This window comes from Pandoraea sp. CB10b_02, from assembly GCF_002216225.1.
Classification (GTDB): domain Bacteria; phylum Pseudomonadota; class Gammaproteobacteria; order Burkholderiales; family Burkholderiaceae; genus Pandoraea; species Pandoraea nosoerga.
In genome coordinates this window covers 298,365-313,740 of the sequence record NZ_NJGW02000001.1, presented here as the reverse complement: position 1 = coordinate 313,740, position 15,376 = coordinate 298,365, and the positions used below count along the sequence as shown (strand labels likewise).

The 15,376-nt window shown below is 65.6% G+C and carries 16 protein-coding genes; 10 read left to right on the top strand and 6 right to left on the bottom strand.

Features of this window, described 5'->3' with window-relative positions:
* The first annotated feature begins 386 nt into the window (after positions 1-386).
* The 8 genes from CDN36_RS01290 to CDN36_RS01255 all read left to right on the top strand — a co-directional run bounded on the left by CDN36_RS01290 (position 387) and on the right by CDN36_RS01255 (position 8,704).
* Positions 387-2,090 (top strand): mechanosensitive ion channel family protein, encoded by a 1,704-nt coding sequence (locus tag CDN36_RS01290; protein ID WP_287495807.1) that lies wholly within the window; start codon positions 387-389, stop codon positions 2,088-2,090.
* A gap of 10 nt (positions 2,091-2,100) precedes the next feature.
* Positions 2,101-3,594, top strand: a complete 1,494-nt coding sequence (locus CDN36_RS01285; RefSeq protein ID WP_287495806.1) for a DUF2252 domain-containing protein — start codon at positions 2,101-2,103, stop codon at positions 3,592-3,594.
* Positions 3,595-4,030: 436 nt separating this feature from the next.
* A complete protein-coding gene (locus CDN36_RS01280) occupies positions 4,031-5,053 on the top strand; it encodes a BON domain-containing protein (protein WP_287495805.1) in 1,023 nt (340 codons plus the stop codon).
* A gap of 225 nt (positions 5,054-5,278) precedes the next feature.
* Positions 5,279-5,641 (top strand): BON domain-containing protein, encoded by a 363-nt coding sequence (locus CDN36_RS01275; protein ID WP_287495804.1) that lies wholly within the window; start codon positions 5,279-5,281, stop codon positions 5,639-5,641.
* Positions 5,642-5,714: 73 nt separating this feature from the next.
* Positions 5,715-6,140: a PRC-barrel domain-containing protein gene (locus CDN36_RS01270; RefSeq protein ID WP_241014144.1), complete on the top strand. Its 426-nt coding sequence runs from the start codon at positions 5,715-5,717 to the stop codon at positions 6,138-6,140.
* 321 nt (positions 6,141-6,461) lie between these two features.
* Positions 6,462-6,617 carry a DUF3309 family protein gene (locus CDN36_RS01265; RefSeq protein ID WP_072637024.1) on the top strand — a complete coding sequence of 52 codons (156 nt, stop codon included), beginning with the start codon at positions 6,462-6,464 and terminating at the stop codon, positions 6,615-6,617.
* Positions 6,618-6,736: 119 nt separating this feature from the next.
* The gene (locus tag CDN36_RS01260) at positions 6,737-6,979 is read left to right on the top strand and encodes a ChaB family protein (protein ID WP_150554462.1); all 243 of its coding nucleotides are present in this window, start codon (positions 6,737-6,739) and stop codon (positions 6,977-6,979) included.
* Between the two features lie 510 nt (positions 6,980-7,489).
* Entirely contained in the window at positions 7,490-8,704 is a 1,215-nt protein-coding gene (locus CDN36_RS01255; RefSeq protein ID WP_502920320.1) for an MFS transporter, read from the top strand.
* Positions 8,705-8,807: 103 nt separating this feature from the next.
* On the opposite strand, the gene CDN36_RS01250 is transcribed toward CDN36_RS01255, so the two are convergent.
* From CDN36_RS01250 to CDN36_RS01225, 6 genes are all read right to left on the bottom strand, one after another.
* Entirely contained in the window at positions 8,808-9,410 is a 603-nt protein-coding gene (locus CDN36_RS01250) for a DUF2239 family protein (protein ID WP_287495803.1), read from the bottom strand.
* 112 nt (positions 9,411-9,522) lie between these two features.
* Entirely contained in the window at positions 9,523-10,818 is a 1,296-nt protein-coding gene (locus CDN36_RS01245; protein ID WP_287495802.1) for a type II toxin-antitoxin system HipA family toxin, read from the bottom strand.
* Complete coding sequence (locus CDN36_RS01240; RefSeq protein ID WP_241014137.1) at positions 10,815-11,138, bottom strand: helix-turn-helix transcriptional regulator; 324 nt, start codon at positions 11,136-11,138, stop codon at positions 10,815-10,817. Before CDN36_RS01240 ends, CDN36_RS01245 begins: the two co-directional genes overlap by 4 nt.
* Before the next feature lie 121 nt (positions 11,139-11,259).
* Positions 11,260-11,673: an alternative ribosome rescue aminoacyl-tRNA hydrolase ArfB gene (gene arfB, locus CDN36_RS01235; RefSeq protein ID WP_150554457.1), complete on the bottom strand. Its 414-nt coding sequence runs from the start codon at positions 11,671-11,673 to the stop codon at positions 11,260-11,262.
* A 91-nt stretch (positions 11,674-11,764) separates the two neighbouring features.
* The gene (locus tag CDN36_RS01230; protein WP_174966255.1) at positions 11,765-11,950 is read right to left on the bottom strand and encodes a hypothetical protein; all 186 of its coding nucleotides are present in this window, start codon (positions 11,948-11,950) and stop codon (positions 11,765-11,767) included.
* A 527-nt stretch (positions 11,951-12,477) separates the two neighbouring features.
* Positions 12,478-13,296, bottom strand: coding sequence for a DUF2092 domain-containing protein (locus CDN36_RS01225; protein ID WP_287495801.1), 819 nt, complete (start codon positions 13,294-13,296; stop codon positions 12,478-12,480).
* Between the two features lie 627 nt (positions 13,297-13,923).
* Between CDN36_RS01225 and CDN36_RS01220 the strand changes: the two genes are divergently transcribed.
* Positions 13,924-14,535 carry a hypothetical protein gene (locus CDN36_RS01220; protein ID WP_287495800.1) on the top strand — a complete coding sequence of 204 codons (612 nt, stop codon included), beginning with the start codon at positions 13,924-13,926 and terminating at the stop codon, positions 14,533-14,535.
* Between the two features lie 175 nt (positions 14,536-14,710).
* Complete coding sequence (locus CDN36_RS01215) at positions 14,711-15,292, top strand: hypothetical protein (protein ID WP_287495799.1); 582 nt, start codon at positions 14,711-14,713, stop codon at positions 15,290-15,292.
* Positions 15,293-15,376 lie beyond the last annotated feature (84 nt).

The following is a 15,376-nucleotide window of genomic DNA, read 5'->3' as shown; positions in this document are numbered from 1 at the left end:
CGTGGTGTCGGAATTTTTCCGACAAGGGGGCTGGGCTTGCCGGCCGGGCGAGCGCATTGGACCGGCCAATGTCCGTGCATGCCTCGCCGACGCTCGACACTGCCCATGCCATAGTGAATAATCCGTTCATATCCGCCCTCCGTCGGCGTCCCCGGCCAGGGACGAATCAGGCGGCGTCGCGTGCGCAACGCACCCGCACGGTGCTCCGGGGGAACCCGGTGATCCACGGCGCGCTGCGCTTTCGCGCTCGCGACAGACGGGCGGCGGGAGCCTATATGGCGGTATCTGGCAGCCCTCGATTTTGCCCGATTTCCGCGGGATTTCCTTGCGCCGCGTTCAATCTTGATGAACAACTTGCCCGCAGGAGCCGTGATATGCGCGTTCGCATGAGGCTGTTGCAAGTGCTGGTGGTGGTGTGTGGATGGATGGCTGCGCCCGGTTTTCCGGCGGATTCGGTTGTGCCGGAGGCGGCCGTGCCGGTAGCTGCGACAGACGGAAGCGAGGCGCTCCCGGGGCAGCAGCCACCTAACCTGAGTGCATCGGCGGCCGAAGGACCGGATGGCGTCGCGCTTCGCTTCATGGATCGCCCGATCGTCACGTTTCGTGGGGTTCTGGCCGGCGCGACGCCTCAGGTGCGGGCCGCACGAGCCCGGGCGGCGCTCGGCGGCCTGCCGGCCAGCGCATTCGGCGCACCGGTGGACGCGCTGCACGTCTCCGTGGGAGGCGTTTCGGGCGTTGCGTTTCGGGTGCAGGACCGACTGCTCTTCGCGTTGACCTCAGACGACCTGGCACCGGGCGACCCGCGCACCCTCGAGGAGACCGGCGAGGCCGTCCGTCAGCGCCTTCAGGCGGCGTTCGCGGCGCGCCGCGCCCAGCTTCATTGGCCGACAATCCTTCGGGGGATTGCGCTCAGCGCGCTGGGCGCGGGCGTACTGGCGCTGCTCGTGATCGGTGTGGGGCGCATGCGAAGCCGGCTGGAGACTCGCCTGCAGACGGCTTTCGAAAAGCACGTTCTCCAACGCACCGCACGCACCTATGACTGGACCGGCTCGGCCATGCAGCTCGTGCACCAGATCGTGCAGATCGGCGCGGTATGTCTGGCATTGGCGTTCGCCTATCTGTACCTGATCTTCGCGTTGATGCAATTCCCGGTCAGTGAGCCGCTGGCCACGCGGCTGTCCGACTTCCTCTGGACGTTGGTGGACCGCTTCGGGCTGGGTGTGGCCGCGGCGGTCCCCGGCGTCATGACCGTGATCGTCATCTTCTTGCTCACCCGCGCATTGCAAAGCCTCGTGAACAACGTGTTCGACGCGGTGCAGAGCGGCCGTCTGAGCATCCCCGGCATGCATCCGGAGACCGCGGGCGCCACGCGTCGTCTGGTGTCGGTCGTGATCTGGGGCCTTGCGATCACGTTCGCCTACCCGTACATGCCGGGCGCGCAGAGCGATGTCTTCAAGGGGCTGTCGGTGCTGTTCGGTCTGATGGTCACGCTCGGCTCGAGCGGCATCGTCAATCAGTTGATGAGCGGCATGGTCGTGATCTACAGCCGCTCGCTCAAGAAAGGCGATCTCGTGTCCATCGGCGATGCGACGGGCGTGGTGATCTCCGTCGACGCCCTCTCGGTCAAGCTTCTGAATCAGGCGAAAGAGGAGCTGACGATCCCCAATGCGGTGGTCGTGGCCTCGACGGTGCGCAACTTCACGACGCAGGGACGACACCTCGGTGTGGCGATCAGTACGACGCTCACCATCGGTTACGACACCCCATGGCGGCAAGTGCATGCGATGCTCATCGAGGCTGCCGCGAGTACGCCGCAGGTTGCGTCGGCGCCGGCGCCATACGTGTTGCAACGGGCGCTCTCCGACTTCTACGTGGAGTATGAGCTGTTCGCCACGCTGCGCGATCCGGCCACGCGTTTTGCCGCGATTTCGTCGCTGCACGAGAACATTCAGGACGTTTTCAACCGCTACGGCGTACAGATCATGTCGCCGCATTTCGAAGAACAGCCCGATTCGCCGCTCACGATCCGGCCGGAGCACTGGTATCCCGCTCCGGCGCAGGCGAGCGTGCAGACGTCGTCCCAGACATAAGGAGCCGGCCATGTCTCTCAAGTTGTCGTCCGCCAAGTCGTCTGCCCGTGCCCCGGGCAGCGAAGCACTCACCGATGCGATCGCCGCGCCTGTCCCTCCGGTCGTTCCGTTCGAGGCTCGCGTGGGGGCGGGACGCCAGTTGCGCCAGAAGGTGCCGCGCGGCGATCACGCTCACCTCGGCAATCTCGAGCGCGACATCGTGGAGCTGCTGCGCACGAGCAGCGAAGGGCGCGTTGCCGCGCTCGTGCCGCTGCGCTACGGCCGCATGCTGGCGTCGCCATTCGCTTTCTTTCGCGGCAGCGCCATCGTTCAGGCGCACGATCTCGCCGGCACCCCGCACACCGGGCTCACAATGCAGATCTGCGGCGACTGCCATCTGGCCAATTTCGGCGGCTTCGCCACGCCCGAGCGCACGCTGATCTTCGATCTGAACGATTTTGACGAGACGGCCCCCGGCCCCTGGGAATGGGACCTGAAGCGACTTTGCGCGAGCCTGGTGCTCGCCGCTCGACAATTCGGCTTCGGCGACGGTCTCGGCGTGGAGATGGTGTGCGCGGCAGTCGACAGCTATGCGCGGCGTCTGGACGAGTACGCCCATATGCCGACGATCGCGCTCTGGCACGAGCAGATCACCTTTGAGCGCATGCTGGAGCTCGCCGGCACGGACCGGGTGCGCGATGGCGTGAAACGGGGTATCGCCCGCGCGGCCGGGCGCACGCACGAGAACGTGCTGCCCAAGTTCGCCCAGCAAGTCGGAGACCACTGGCAGATCCGCGACACGCCGCCCACCGTCTTTCATGTACACGGCGCCACGACGCTGTTTGGCCCCGAGGACGACTGGCTGGGGCTGGGTGATTGGCGCACCCTGTTCGCCCCCGTCTACAGGAGCTATGTGGGCTCGCTGCCGGTGGACCGGGCGCGCATGCTGGCGAGCTACACGCAGGAAGATCTGGCCTTCAAGGTGGTGGGCGTGGGCAGCGTCGGCACGCGCTGCCTGGTGCTGCTCATGATGGACGCGCACGGCCAGCCTCTCTTTCTTCAGTTCAAGGAAGCGTCGAAGTCGGTGATCTCGCGCTATTTCCGCAGCACGACACCCAAGCATGACGGACGACGTGTCGTGGAGGGCCAGCGCCTCATGCAGGCGGCTTCCGACGCGTTTCTTGGCTGGGCCAGCGGTCCGTTCGGGCGTTGCATTTACGGGCGTCAGCTGCGTGACATGAAGATCTCCGCGCAATTCGAGCTCTTTCGCGCCGACGGATTCCGCGAATACGCCGGACTGTGCGGCTGGGTGCTCGCGCGTGCGCACGCGAAGGCGGGCGGCTGCGCGGCCGAAATGGTCGGTTACGTCGGCAAGGGCGTGCGGCTCGGCGAGGCGCTGATCCACTACGCGACCGGCTACGCCGATCAGGTCGAGCGCGACTACGACGTCTTTCGCAAGGCATGCCGTGACGGCAGGCTGGAGGCACGCACCGACGCCGACATGGCGGCGGACTTCATGGCCTGAGCCGGCGCACCGCCGGGCCCGACGGCACATTTGGCGGCGTGGCCTCGCTGGCCGTGGATATCGAATACTTCCGCAAGTTGTTCGATCACATCGAGATTGGTAAGCGAGATCGGTAAGCGAGATCAGTAAGCGAGATCGGCGAGCGTCGGGCTGTAGGACACGTCCCACCGGCCAGCCGGCGGCCCTGCGTTCTTGTGCCGCGGTCGGTGTTCGGCGTGCTCGCAAATCACCTTCATTCCGTGCCGTAACCTCCCGACTGAAAAGAGATTTCCCCGGTCGACCTCTCGTCCTCCGTCGCCCCTTCGCGACTTGCCAGCATGCGCCTACACGTCTTTCAGATTCCGCCGATTCGCCCGGCGAACCCGTCTATCTACAATCGATTTCAACAAGCCGAGTGCCGGAAACCGTGGCGTCGGCGGCAGCCAAGGAGTTTGTCATGGCGAAGCGCAATTCCCCATCGCCGGCCGGTGCGGCGAACGAAGGGGTGAACAAGGAAGCGAAGAAAGGGGCCGACGAAGGCCGACAGAACGAGGAACACGTACTCACGCATGAAGATGGCGATGCCGAGACGGTTGGTGGCGGCGCGCAGGGAGCCGACGCACTGAACGGGCCGGGCGGCACGAATTCGGCGGCGTCGCACGAAACCAGGCAGTCCGCGATGCGCAACGCGCAGACGGCGCAGGCCGCCAGGCAGAGCGACCCGGCATGGTTGGGGGCCTCCAACCCGAAGCGAGGCGCGCAGCAAAACGAAAACACGACGAAGGCGTCGTCCGGGGAGTCGTCCGCTGCGCCGAGCGACACCCGGACGGGAAGTGAGGCAGGCCATCAGGGGGCTCGCGGCAGCCATGGTTATGCGCCGGAGATTGCCCACGGTGAAGAAAGCGGCTACGGCCCGGGGAATGCGTCCCCGGGCGAACACCCGCGGTTCGGACGGCAAAGCGGCTATGGGCCCCACGACGACTATGCAGGGACGGGCCGTAATGCGGCGGGCCATGTGTCTTCGCCGCCGAGTCCGGCGCAATCGCGGCGCGTGGAGTGGCCGCAAGGCACTGTCGGCGCGCAGGCAGCGCTCCCGACGGCCGAAGCCGGGCCCGGGGCGGTCAAGGACGACGAACGTCGGTCCGCGAAGACCGGCGTGCGCGGCCAACCGCAGCATACGGCGCATGCATCGGTGCGGGCGAGCTCGCACGGTGCGTCGGGAGACGATACGGTGTTGCGCGACGCGGTTCGCAAGGCGCTGCTCGATGCGCGCGATCTCGACGTCGCAAGGGTCGACGTGTCTGTCCACAGCGGACTGGTGCTGCTTACCGGCTCCGTGCCCGAGCGATCGATGCAGCATGTCGTGGAGAGCGTTGTCGCCAAGGTTCCCGGTGTGACGGGCGTCGACAACCGGTTGCACGAGCGCCGCGAGAAACCGATGAGTCGCCCGGGCGAAAGCCAGGAAGGGCACAAGATCTGACGCCAATCGGGCGCGTCAACGAATATCCGGCGGGGCCGGAGCGCGGGGCGTGCTGCATTCACGTCGCGGGCCGGACCTGGCGGACAGGCAAGGCCGGGCATCTCCGGGCGAGGGGATGTATCACCTAGGACTCGTTCGTCGCAGGGGCGCCGCACAGGATGTGCTGAAGGTGACGCCCACGGCAGACACTGCCAACGATGTGACGACATTTTCGGGAGGTCATCAATGAAACAAGCCAATCTGCTCAAACTCGTCATGGCGGGTGCGCTCGCCACCGCCGGCATTTCGGCGCATGCGCTGGACCAGGGCGGCATCATCAAGATCGCCGACAACGCCGGTGCGAGCGGTGCCATGAGCGATACCGGTCGCAAGATCGATGACTCGGCGCTCACCGCCAAGATCAAGGCCGAGCTGCTCGCCAAGAAGGACGTGCCGTCCACCAAGGTCCACGTCACCACGCGCAACGGCGTGGTGCACCTGACGGGCTCGGTGCCGCAGTCGGCGCAGAAGACCCTCGTCGTGGATACGGTCAAGGGCGTCGACGGCGTTGTCGACGTGAAGGACGACATCAAGGTGTCGGGCAAGTAACCGCATTCGTGCCATCCGTCGCGGGCGCGCGCTGCGCGCCGCGACATGACCGGACGAAGGAGGAACCATGACCATGCATACCCAGCGGGGCGCCTCATCGCAGTCGGGTGCCCGTATCGTTGGCGCGAGCCACAAATTGCCTGACGGCCCCGGGCCGTCGATCATGGCAGCCGACTCGCTCGACGCGGAGGACGTCGTAAACCCCGCCGGCGAGAGTCTCGGCAAGGTCAAGCACATCATGCTCGATGTGCAGCGCGGCACCGTCGCTTACGCCGTGCTGTCGTTCGGCGGCTTTCTCGGCATGGGCGACAAGCTCTTCGCCATTCCGTGGCATGCCTTGCAGCTCGACGTGGAGCACAAGCGCTTCATTCTCGACATCGACAAGGAAGCCCTCAAGAAGGCGCCGGGCTTCGACAAGGATCACTGGCCGAGCATGGCCGACCTGCAGTGGGCCGAGCAGGTGCATACCTATTACACCGTCGACCCCTACTGGCATTGAGCCGGGCGGGACGTTGCTCATGCCGAGCCAAACCGAAATTTGCCGGCTGACGCCATTCCATGGGCTGAGCGGGCATCTGCCGGAGCCGTTCGAGCCGGGCAAGCCGCCTGGAACGCCGCCGCCGAAGTCGCCGCCCGAGGAGGACGAACCGCCCCCGGCACCGCCGCCCGACAGGCCGTTGGACCCGCCGGTGGAAGAGCCGCCCGTCAAGCCGCCGGGTAAATACGTCGCGCGCGACCGGCGCGCGGCACTCGGGAGGGCGGCGCAACTGCGTCGGCGCCATGCCTCGCCGCATCGGCAAGGCGACAAGGGAGGAAAGTCATGCTTGGCACCATCTTGTTGATCGTTCTGATTCTGTTGCTGATTGGCGCGATTCCGGCCTGGCCCTACAGCCGGGGGTGGGGTTACTACCCGTCCGGCGGCATCGGGCTGGTCGTGCTGATCGTCGTGTTGCTGGTGTTGATGGGGCACATATGATCGGCAGGCGCCGGCCCGCGGGAACCGCGGGCTTGCGCGCCGCTCGACATTGCTCCACCGGAACTGCATGGATGTCCCGCGAACCGGATTCGAGGGGCTGCGTGCAAGGAGACATCGTCATGCCGTATCACCAAACGCGTGATTTGCCTGCGAGCGTCAAGAACCACTTGCCCGCACACGCACAGGAGATTTACCTCAAGGCATTCAACGCCGCCTGGGACGAATACAAGGAACCCGCCGAACGGCGGGGGCACGAGTCGCGCGAGGAAACCGCGCACAAGGTGGCATGGACGGCCGTGAAAAAGAACTACGAAAAGGATGAATCGTCGGGTCAGTGGCGAGCGAAAAAGCATCGTCACTGACGACGGATTCCGGAGCGGAGTGCGAACGAACGACGCGGCCCCCATGCCGGGCCGGGCGTTTGCCGCGCACCTCGCTTCGTCGACCCCCAATACGATTGCATCCGGTACCCGCATCCGGAGCGCAACCGTAGATTGCCGGCCCACCCACTGGGCCGGCTTTTTTTGCGGTGCAAGATAAGTCGGTCGTCGTGGCGCCGTGAACCTCATGTCTCATGAAATGTTGTGAATGCTGCGTTGCAGCGCCTGCTCGGCAAGATCTCGGCCATTGGCGTAAAATTGGCGTCCTTAACAGGGTGTCCCGGGTGTCCCGGGTGTCCCGGGTGTCCCGGGTGTCCCGGGCGTCCGTCCTTAACCGGGCTGCGGTGCCTGGTACGCCCGATGGCGCCCGATGGCGCCCGATGGCGGATGCTCCTGTCGGCCATCGATATCGTGCAGCGCCCGCCGCCGTTTTTTCTTGCCGCTACCGGTAACTTGGCAGCCTCGCGCTGCTGCTGTCATCACCGAATTCCAATGAGTGCCCCCCAAGTCTTGCCCGCAGAGGCAGCCGAAGCTTTGCCCCTATCGTCCATTCCCGTGTGGTTGTCGTTCGTCGCGCTGGCGATGGGCGGCTTCGGTATCGGTACGGGCGAGTTCGTGATCATGGGTCTGCTGCCGGACGTCGCCCGGGATCTGAGCATCACCATTCCCCAAGCCGGTCATGCGATCAGCACTTACGCATTGGGCGTGGTCATAGGTGCGCCGTTGCTGGCGGTGCTCGGCGTGCGCCTGCCGCGGCGTGCATTTCTGATCGCCCTCATGACGATGTTCTCGATCGGGAATATCGCCAGCGCCCTGGCGCCGAACTACCTGGCGCTTATCGGGCTGCGTTTTCTGAGCGGTTTGCCGCACGGCACCTACTTTGGCGTGGCATCGCTCGTTGCTGCGTCTCTCGTGCCTTCGCACCGTCGCGTCCATGCGGTCGGGCAGGTGATGCTCGGCCTCACGCTCGCCACGCTGTTTGGCGTGCCGCTTGCCGCCGGTCTCGGCCAATGGCTGGGATGGCGGGCCGCGTTCGTGCTGGTCGGCGCCATTGGTGCGCTCACGGCACTGATGGTCTGGCGCTGGGTGCCGAACGCCCCCGCGCCCCACGGCGCGAGCCCGCTGCGCGAGTTGAGCGCACTGCGCAGCTCGCAGGTGTGGCTCACGCTGGGCATTGGCGCGATCGGCTTTGGCGGCATGTTCGCCGTATTCAGCTACATCAAGCCGACGCTCATGCAGGTGGCTGGTGTGCCGCAAGCGTGGGTGCCGTTCTACCTCGCACTCTTCGGCGTGGGTATGGTGGCGGGCACCGTCATCGGGCCGCGTCTGGTTGCTGCGGCGTCGCTCATGCGCGCCATCGGCGGCACGCTGATCTGGTCGGCGCTGCTGCTCGGCGCGTTCACCTTCACGTCGTCGAACCCCTGGCTCGCCGGTGTCAACGTGCTGGCCATCGGCACGATCATCATCATCGGGCCGGCCTTGCAGATCCGTCTCATGGACGTCGCCGGCGAGGCGCAGACGCTCGCGGCGGCGCTCAATCACTCCGCCTTCAATATGGCCAACGCGGCCGGCGCGTGGCTTGGCGGCGCGGCGATCACGGCGGGTTACGGTTGGACGTCGACCGGCTGGGTCGGCGCCTTGCTTTCCTGCGCCGGCATGCTCATGTTCGCCTGGGCCCGGTACGACGCGCGCCAGAAGGCGCCGTAACACGCCCTCACCGAGATCCCCTGCGACCGCTCGATACCGGCAAGCCGGCGATGCCCGGCGTAGCGCCCGCGTGAGACGCGACGCCTGCCGGGGCTGGGCGGCCTCATGCGGGCGCGTCGACGAGATCGTCGGGGGATGCGAGGCGCAGCACATGCGCGCGCACATCGTCCGGCCAGCCGGCCATACGCGAGCCCAGCGCCTCGAGGTCGTTCGCGAACAGGGCCCGCGACGCCTCCTCGAAGCCAGGCAAATCGCCTGCGATCGTGGACATGAAGCGATATGCGCGCTCCTGTGCGCGGCGCTGCAAGTCGCGTCCGGCGTGCCTGCGGCGCGCCTCGTCGACGAGCTTGCGCAGGGCAACGGATGCACCGCCCGGCTGACCCGCCAGCCACTCCCAATGGCGGGGCAGCAGCGTCACTTCACGGGAGACGACGCCGAGTTTTGGGCGGCCGCGCGTTCTGGCCGGAGCTGCTTCGCCTGCGGGCGCGGCCGGCGCCGGTGTGCCATAGCGGGCGCGGATGTCGGCGGCCGTGCCGCGCACATCGACGTCGCGCGTGTCGCCGTGCAGGTCGTCAAAGATGAATACCGCCGCATTCGGGTCGGCCATCGTCGCTTGCTGGTAAGCAATGGCGGCGTCGGCGAGCGAACCCGATGCGATACGGCGCATATCGCGAAAGACGGTGAAACCGGGGGAATGAGCGGTCATGGCGGACTCCGGAAACAGACGAGAATCGTCAACACCGACTAATATTACCCGGGTGTTATAGGAGGTGCAATATCATCCGGGTAATATTTTCGTCCGACGGGGGTGGAACCGCTCAAGCCGTGAGCGCGACGCCACCATTGAGCCGCTCGAGCACCGTGGCGCGGACTGCGCCGGGGGCGTCGCCGAGCAGGGCGGGCCAGCGCGACTGCGCTTCGCGGACGGTCTCGCGGGCGATCGTCATCAGGCGCCCCACGCGCAGCAGTCCGGCGCCTTTCAACAGACCTTCGAGAGCGTTCCAGTCAAACGCGCGCAGCGTCTTGTCGATGGCGCGATTCACGCCGTACTGCGTGAGCGGGACATCATGAAAGAAGGCGGCAACGCAAACCGGGTCGTACACCGGTGCGAGCTGCGGCGTATGGGCGTCGGGATAGGTCAGCGCCCAGTTCTTCAGATGGGCGTCGGTGTTTCCGAGCAGGATGAAAGCGATGAGCCGCCGGAGGAACTCGCGCACGTCTCGCACGGGTTGTCGGGAGAGCTGATCGAGCACGCGCAGCATCGTTGTGTAATCGACGTCCAGGCCGCGTCCGTACTTGCTGCGCGGCGGGTATTGCAGGACTTGCGCGAATTCTTCCATGTGAACGCGCCGCCCGTCGGGCAATCGGTCGAAGCGCGGCACCGCGAGAATGTGCTCGAAGGGCACTTGCTCGGGAAGTTCGGCGTCGTGCCGCGAGATGATCTCGGCTTTTGCGCAGTCGAGCCCGAGCGCGCCGCACAACCGGTAGCCGGTGAATTCGTTCTCGACGAGGTCGGGGTGTCGCGTGGTCGGCAGCTTGAGGATGACCGAACCCGCCCGCCCGTGGCGCTTGACGATGTAGCGGCGCCCGTCGCGAATGGCCGAAAACTTGGTCACGACGCCCGGCAGCGAGGCGGCGTCTTCCACCGGCGTATCGACGAAACCTGGCTCCACCATTTCCAGTCCGAGCGCGGTATGCCAGCGGTGCACGACGTCCGGCACGCCTTCGCGCGCCGGCACCGGCTCGACTTCCAGCGCACCCATCAGATCGTGGCCGGCGGCGGCGAGCAACTCGAACTCGTCGTCCGGGCTGCAGCGGCGCTCGGCGGCGAGCCGTTCGCGGTTGTGGCCCTCCGGCAGCAGGTTCTCGAAATACACCGGCCAGCGACCGTCGGTGCGCACCAGGCGGGCGTCCTGCGGCGAGGCCAGAATCTCGCGGGTGGCCGTTTCATTGGCGCCGCGATACGCCAGCGAGAGCGTCGGGCGCTGCGCGTCGGCAATGTAATCTTCGTCGAACGACATGCGCAGGATGTCGCCGTACTGTGAGAGGTAGCCGATCGGTCGGCGCGAGCCGTCCGGCTGATGAAGGTATGCACGCAGGTATTTGATGTTCATGAGCGGGCACCGGCGGCGGCATCCGGCCGCCCGAGCGTCTCGACGATGGAGGGCGGGGCGGATACGCCACTGGGCTGCGCAAGGTACTTGCCGCCGGAGCGAAGGAAGGCTTCGACTTCCTGCCGCAGGCCGGCCGGCACGAGCATGGGTTCCAGTCCGAGCGCGCGCGCCATTTCCAGCACGGTGGACACCCGGGGGTCGAGCGCGCCGGATTCCGCTTTCTGCACCGTCATGCGCGATAGGCCGGCCCGGTCGGCAAGCTCGGCCTGCGTCAGCCCGGCGTCCTTGCGCGCCGCGATAAGGGGTTCCATGAAGCTCATGTTCGTGTGCATTTTCGAGAAAATGATGATTTATCTTAGCATCTCGAAAACGGTTTTGCCATAAAAAGATAGTTTAAGATCGCTTTTTAAGCGAAAAGATAACAATAATTATCTTTTGGTATCACTCGTCACCACCACGGATTTTGCCGCGAGACGCCTTGAGGCGCGAGCGCACCCGTTTGGCGTCGCGGCGCCGCACCTGGCTGGCCAGCGTGGGGCGTGTGGCGATGCGCCGGCGTGGCGGCACGGCGGCTGCGTCGACCAGCGCCTGGAGACGGGCCAGTGCGTCCGCGCGGTTGAGTTCCTGTGACCGATGCTGCTGGGCCTTGATGACGATCACCCCGTCCTGGGTGATGCGCTGATCCAGCCGCGAGAGCAGGCGAGACTTGACGTCCTCGGGAAGAGACGAGCGCATGACGTCGAAACGCAGGTGGATGGCGCTGGAGACTTTGTTGACGTTCTGGCCGCCGGCGCCCTGGGCGCGCATGGCGGTCAGCTCGACGTCTTCGGGAGCGATGAGGATGCGGCGATTCATGAAGCAAGGATAACGTTCTCGCTGTCACCCTCACAAGCACGCCGGAACCGGGACGATGGCGCCGGGCCGAAGCCCCGCGCCATCGTCTCGGTCAGTGTGGCGCCGCGACCACGACGAACTGGACGGTGGAGCCGGAGTAGACCGGTTGATACCACGTCGAGCCGCAATGCTGATACGCCACATTGTTGACGACCGTGCTGACGCAGCCGGGCGGAATCGAGGCAACGGTCGAACCGATGATCGCCGCGGATACACCGATCGTGACGGCCGCCGCCACCGGATCATACCAACCACCCCCCCAATACGGAGGTGGGGGCGGGGGAGGTGGCGGAGGCGGCGGGGGCGGCGGATGCGGCCCCGGGCCCGGCGGCGGGTGCGGTCCAGGCCCAGGACCAGGGCCAGGGCCAGGACCAGGACCAGGACCAGGACCAGGACCAGGACCAGGGCCAGGGCCAGGGCCAGGACCGGGGGGATGTGGGCCCGGGTTCGGCGAAGGCCCGGGGCCGGGAGCGGGCCGCGGCCCTGGGCCGGGACCGGGGGTCGCGCCCGCGTGGGTATGCGCGGGTTGAGCACCCCTCGGGCCGGCGCCCGCGAAACTGCCGCCGTGCGATATGGCGCCCCCGTGGAAGCCACCACCGTGCAAGCTGGTGCGCGCGCCGCCATGGAAGCCGAATCCATGGCTTGCGCCGGAAGCCACCGCGAATACCGCTGCAGTCACCAGGCAAACGGCTCGGCGGGTAGCCGTGATTCGCGGCGCGACAAACTTGTCCCGGATTCGGGCGCGGTCGTGAGAGGTCGGCGGCTTCATCGCTGACCTCCTGCCGGGAGTGCGTCGCTTCGCGGCCCGGGGGGCGGACGCATTTCAATGCGCTGCGCCCCGGCAGGGGCCCGGAACGTGAAGGTGTCGGCGGCAAAAGTCGGATTGGCGTCCCAGCGGTAGTTCACGGCGTGCCGTGGTCGAGAGGGCTGTGTGGTGTCCGTAATGACGAATCGACAAGGCAGGGGGCGCGATCCAGTGCGTATCCAAAGTTCCCAGTCGAGCTCAGGCTGTTGAAAAGCATAGTGGTTGCACCATTCTCCCCCGACGCGGTCGAGTCCGATAAACAATGCCGACCGAAGCTGCGAGGCATCGTCGGCGTCCATCCCCCAATAAAAAAGATCGGCCAGCGGCAGACCAATACCGTATTTCTCGTCGATATCCCGAATTAACTGGTCGATGGTCGGTGGGGCGCTTGCCTGACTGTAAAAATGTTTGCCCTGCGTCTGGTCGTACAGCGTGAACGTCCTGCCGTCGTAGACCAAACCTCGATTACGCGTCTGCCCGGTCACGACTGCGCGCACTTTGTCGGGGCGTTGGACCGACAACTCGGTTCGGTGCAGAAAGCCGACGTTTTGCCCGGTACTCAATACGGCGTCGGTTACCGTGTCCGCTTCGACGCGGAACCGTTTGAGCGAGCGCAGGTAACGGCTCATGGCAGAGAGCGCGTCTACGGCGCCCTGTTGCATTTCCGGCATGCCTTGCACAGGAAGATCGCTGTCCGAAGCAGGCACCTGCGCCAGCGTCGGCGGTGCGGCGGCAAGCGCGCCGGCCAGCAGGGCGAGCAGCGCACGGTGGCGGGGCAATCTTCGGCAAATGCGTCGTAGGGACGGGATTCGCACTGTGTGACCTCATTCGGAAGCGGAATTGAACGGGACGACATCGATGTGCAGGCGCGACGCTAGGCGGACGCGCAACCACTCCCCAGGGGAAGTGCGCAAAGGCGGGCGCGGCCTCCACAGGAAGTGCAGCCGCGAACAAAGCCACAGCGCGCCGCATAAAAGGAGATTAGTAATTCGGAATGCAAACTGTCAAGTTGGTGATGATCATCCGAATGGATTAAGAATCTTTCTAATAACGAGATGATATTTGTAACAAAACGTTTCTTTCGGGCGGGCCACATTACACTGGATTCGGCGATCAATGCGCGCAAATATTGATCTGTATCAAGCCGCGACGATCATTCCGATGCGTTTATCGATGGCGAATGAGCGGCGAGCCGGGAGGAATGGATAATTTTTATTACGCAGGATTGATTTGATATTTTGCATGCAAAACGAATTTTCATTGCGATTTAGAATTATTTTGTTACTATCCAGCGGAAACCCCGGGTAAATGCATGGACCGGTAGTCCCGGTGTTTTAGTTTGGATAATTAACTAAGTCGCGGTCCCCGGTTCGGGAGTCGCGTACATCGATAACAAAGGACTCACCATGAAGCTTACGCAAGCCATGATTCTGGCCGGCCTGTTGTCGTTGGGAACCGTAGTGCACGCTGAAGACGCGGCCCGGCCGGCACCGATCGTTGCAGGGGGTGTGGTTGAATTCCGCACCACGCTGCTCGGCGTCGACGCGAAGAATCGCACCATTCAGGTCGCGGACGACCACGGCAAGCCGGTGACGTTTGTCGTCGGCCCCGATGTGAAGAATTTCGAGCAGATGCGCAAGGGCGACAAGGTCGTGGTGGCCTACGAGCGCTCCGTTGCGATTTCCGTGGCGCCCGGCGACGGCATCCGCAGCCGGGTCCAGACCGAAGGCGCCGACCGGGCGGCGCCGGGCCAGCGCCCGGCCGCGGACGCCGCGCGCAACCTCAAGGTCGTGGCAACCGTGCAGAAAATCGACCGCAAGGCCAACGTCATCACTGTACGCGGCCCCTCGCGCACGGTGGACGTGGCCGTGGAGGATCCGAAGCTGCTCGAGGGCGTCAAGGTGGGCGATGCCGTAACGGTCGACTACACCGAAGCGGTTGCCGTGGCGGTGACGCAGGATCCCACCGCCAAGCGCAAGTGGGTGCCGCCTACGCCGGCGCCGGCGCCGAAGCCGTGATCACCCGGAACCCTGCAGTCGATAAGCGCTGAACTCTCTCGCGCGCATCGCACCACGCGAACGAAGCGTTGTGGTGCTGCTGACGCGCTCGCTTGGCCCGTCGCGCCGCCGGTGTCGCCAGTGATGGCCCGCCGGCGGACGACGCCCCCCATACGGCAAGCATCCGGAGATCGCCATGGCACGGTCCGCCTTAAAGTTCGACGATGCAACCTACGCTGCTTTGCTGGCTGCCGCGCGCAACGCGGACGCGGCAAATCCCCATAACAATCCGGCTTTGCTCGATGCGTTTCTTGTCGACGTGTGGAAAGCCACGCACCGGGTCTACGGGGCGCAAACCTATCTTCGCTTCATGGCGGAGGCGGGCGTGACGCGTCGCCCCAGCGCCGGCACGGTGCAGAAGGCCATCGTGCGGGCACGCGCGCTGTACGAGGTGCCCGCGGCGCCCGCCTTTGGTCCATTGCCCGCAAGCGGCCCGTCTATCTGGGTCCAGCAACTGGAACAGAATCTGGCCCGCGCCATTACTTTGCTGGACGCCATGCCCGAGGGGCACAAGCCGGCGAATGAAGCGCTCACCGATGTGGCCGACGCGATGCGCCGGGTGCAGCATCTCGAGCGGGAAAATCTGGAGTTGCGCGCGCGTCTGGCGCAGATGACGGTGGCCGCGGCGTATGCGCGCGAGGCGCTGGGTGAAACGCTGACCGTCTTCGCGCCACATGCCGTGCAGTCGATGGGTGGCCACGGCCGGCACGGCGCCTGACGGGGTGGGCCGCGACGGTGAAGCAGCACTGTCGCGACCGTGTGGCGAAATCGACGGAAATCTGGCGATCGGTCGCAAAACCCC

Bases quoted from the DNA above. Each gene is read 5' to 3' on its own strand.
- CDN36_RS01290 (WP_287495807.1), top strand. From the start codon at position 387: ATGAGGCTGTTGCAAGTGCTGGTGGTGGTGTGTGGATGGATGGCTGCG.
- CDN36_RS01285 (WP_287495806.1), top strand. From the start codon at position 2,101: ATGTCTCTCAAGTTGTCGTCCGCCAAGTCGTCTGCCCGTGCCCCGGGC.
- CDN36_RS01280 (WP_287495805.1), top strand. From the start codon at position 4,031: ATGGCGAAGCGCAATTCCCCATCGCCGGCCGGTGCGGCGAACGAAGGG.
- CDN36_RS01275 (WP_287495804.1), top strand. From the start codon at position 5,279: ATGAAACAAGCCAATCTGCTCAAACTCGTCATGGCGGGTGCGCTCGCC.
- CDN36_RS01270 (WP_241014144.1), top strand. From the start codon at position 5,715: ATGCATACCCAGCGGGGCGCCTCATCGCAGTCGGGTGCCCGTATCGTT.
- CDN36_RS01265 (WP_072637024.1), top strand. From the start codon at position 6,462: ATGCTTGGCACCATCTTGTTGATCGTTCTGATTCTGTTGCTGATTGGC.
- CDN36_RS01260 (WP_150554462.1), top strand. From the start codon at position 6,737: ATGCCGTATCACCAAACGCGTGATTTGCCTGCGAGCGTCAAGAACCAC.
- CDN36_RS01255 (WP_502920320.1), top strand. From the start codon at position 7,490: ATGAGTGCCCCCCAAGTCTTGCCCGCAGAGGCAGCCGAAGCTTTGCCC.
- CDN36_RS01250 (WP_287495803.1), bottom strand. From the start codon at position 9,410: ATGACCGCTCATTCCCCCGGTTTCACCGTCTTTCGCGATATGCGCCGT.
- CDN36_RS01245 (WP_287495802.1), bottom strand. From the start codon at position 10,818: ATGAACATCAAATACCTGCGTGCATACCTTCATCAGCCGGACGGCTCG.
- CDN36_RS01240 (WP_241014137.1), bottom strand. From the start codon at position 11,138: ATGAGCTTCATGGAACCCCTTATCGCGGCGCGCAAGGACGCCGGGCTG.
- arfB (WP_150554457.1), bottom strand. From the start codon at position 11,673: ATGAATCGCCGCATCCTCATCGCTCCCGAAGACGTCGAGCTGACCGCC.
- CDN36_RS01220 (WP_287495800.1), top strand. From the start codon at position 13,924: ATGAAGCTTACGCAAGCCATGATTCTGGCCGGCCTGTTGTCGTTGGGA.
- CDN36_RS01215 (WP_287495799.1), top strand. From the start codon at position 14,711: ATGGCACGGTCCGCCTTAAAGTTCGACGATGCAACCTACGCTGCTTTG.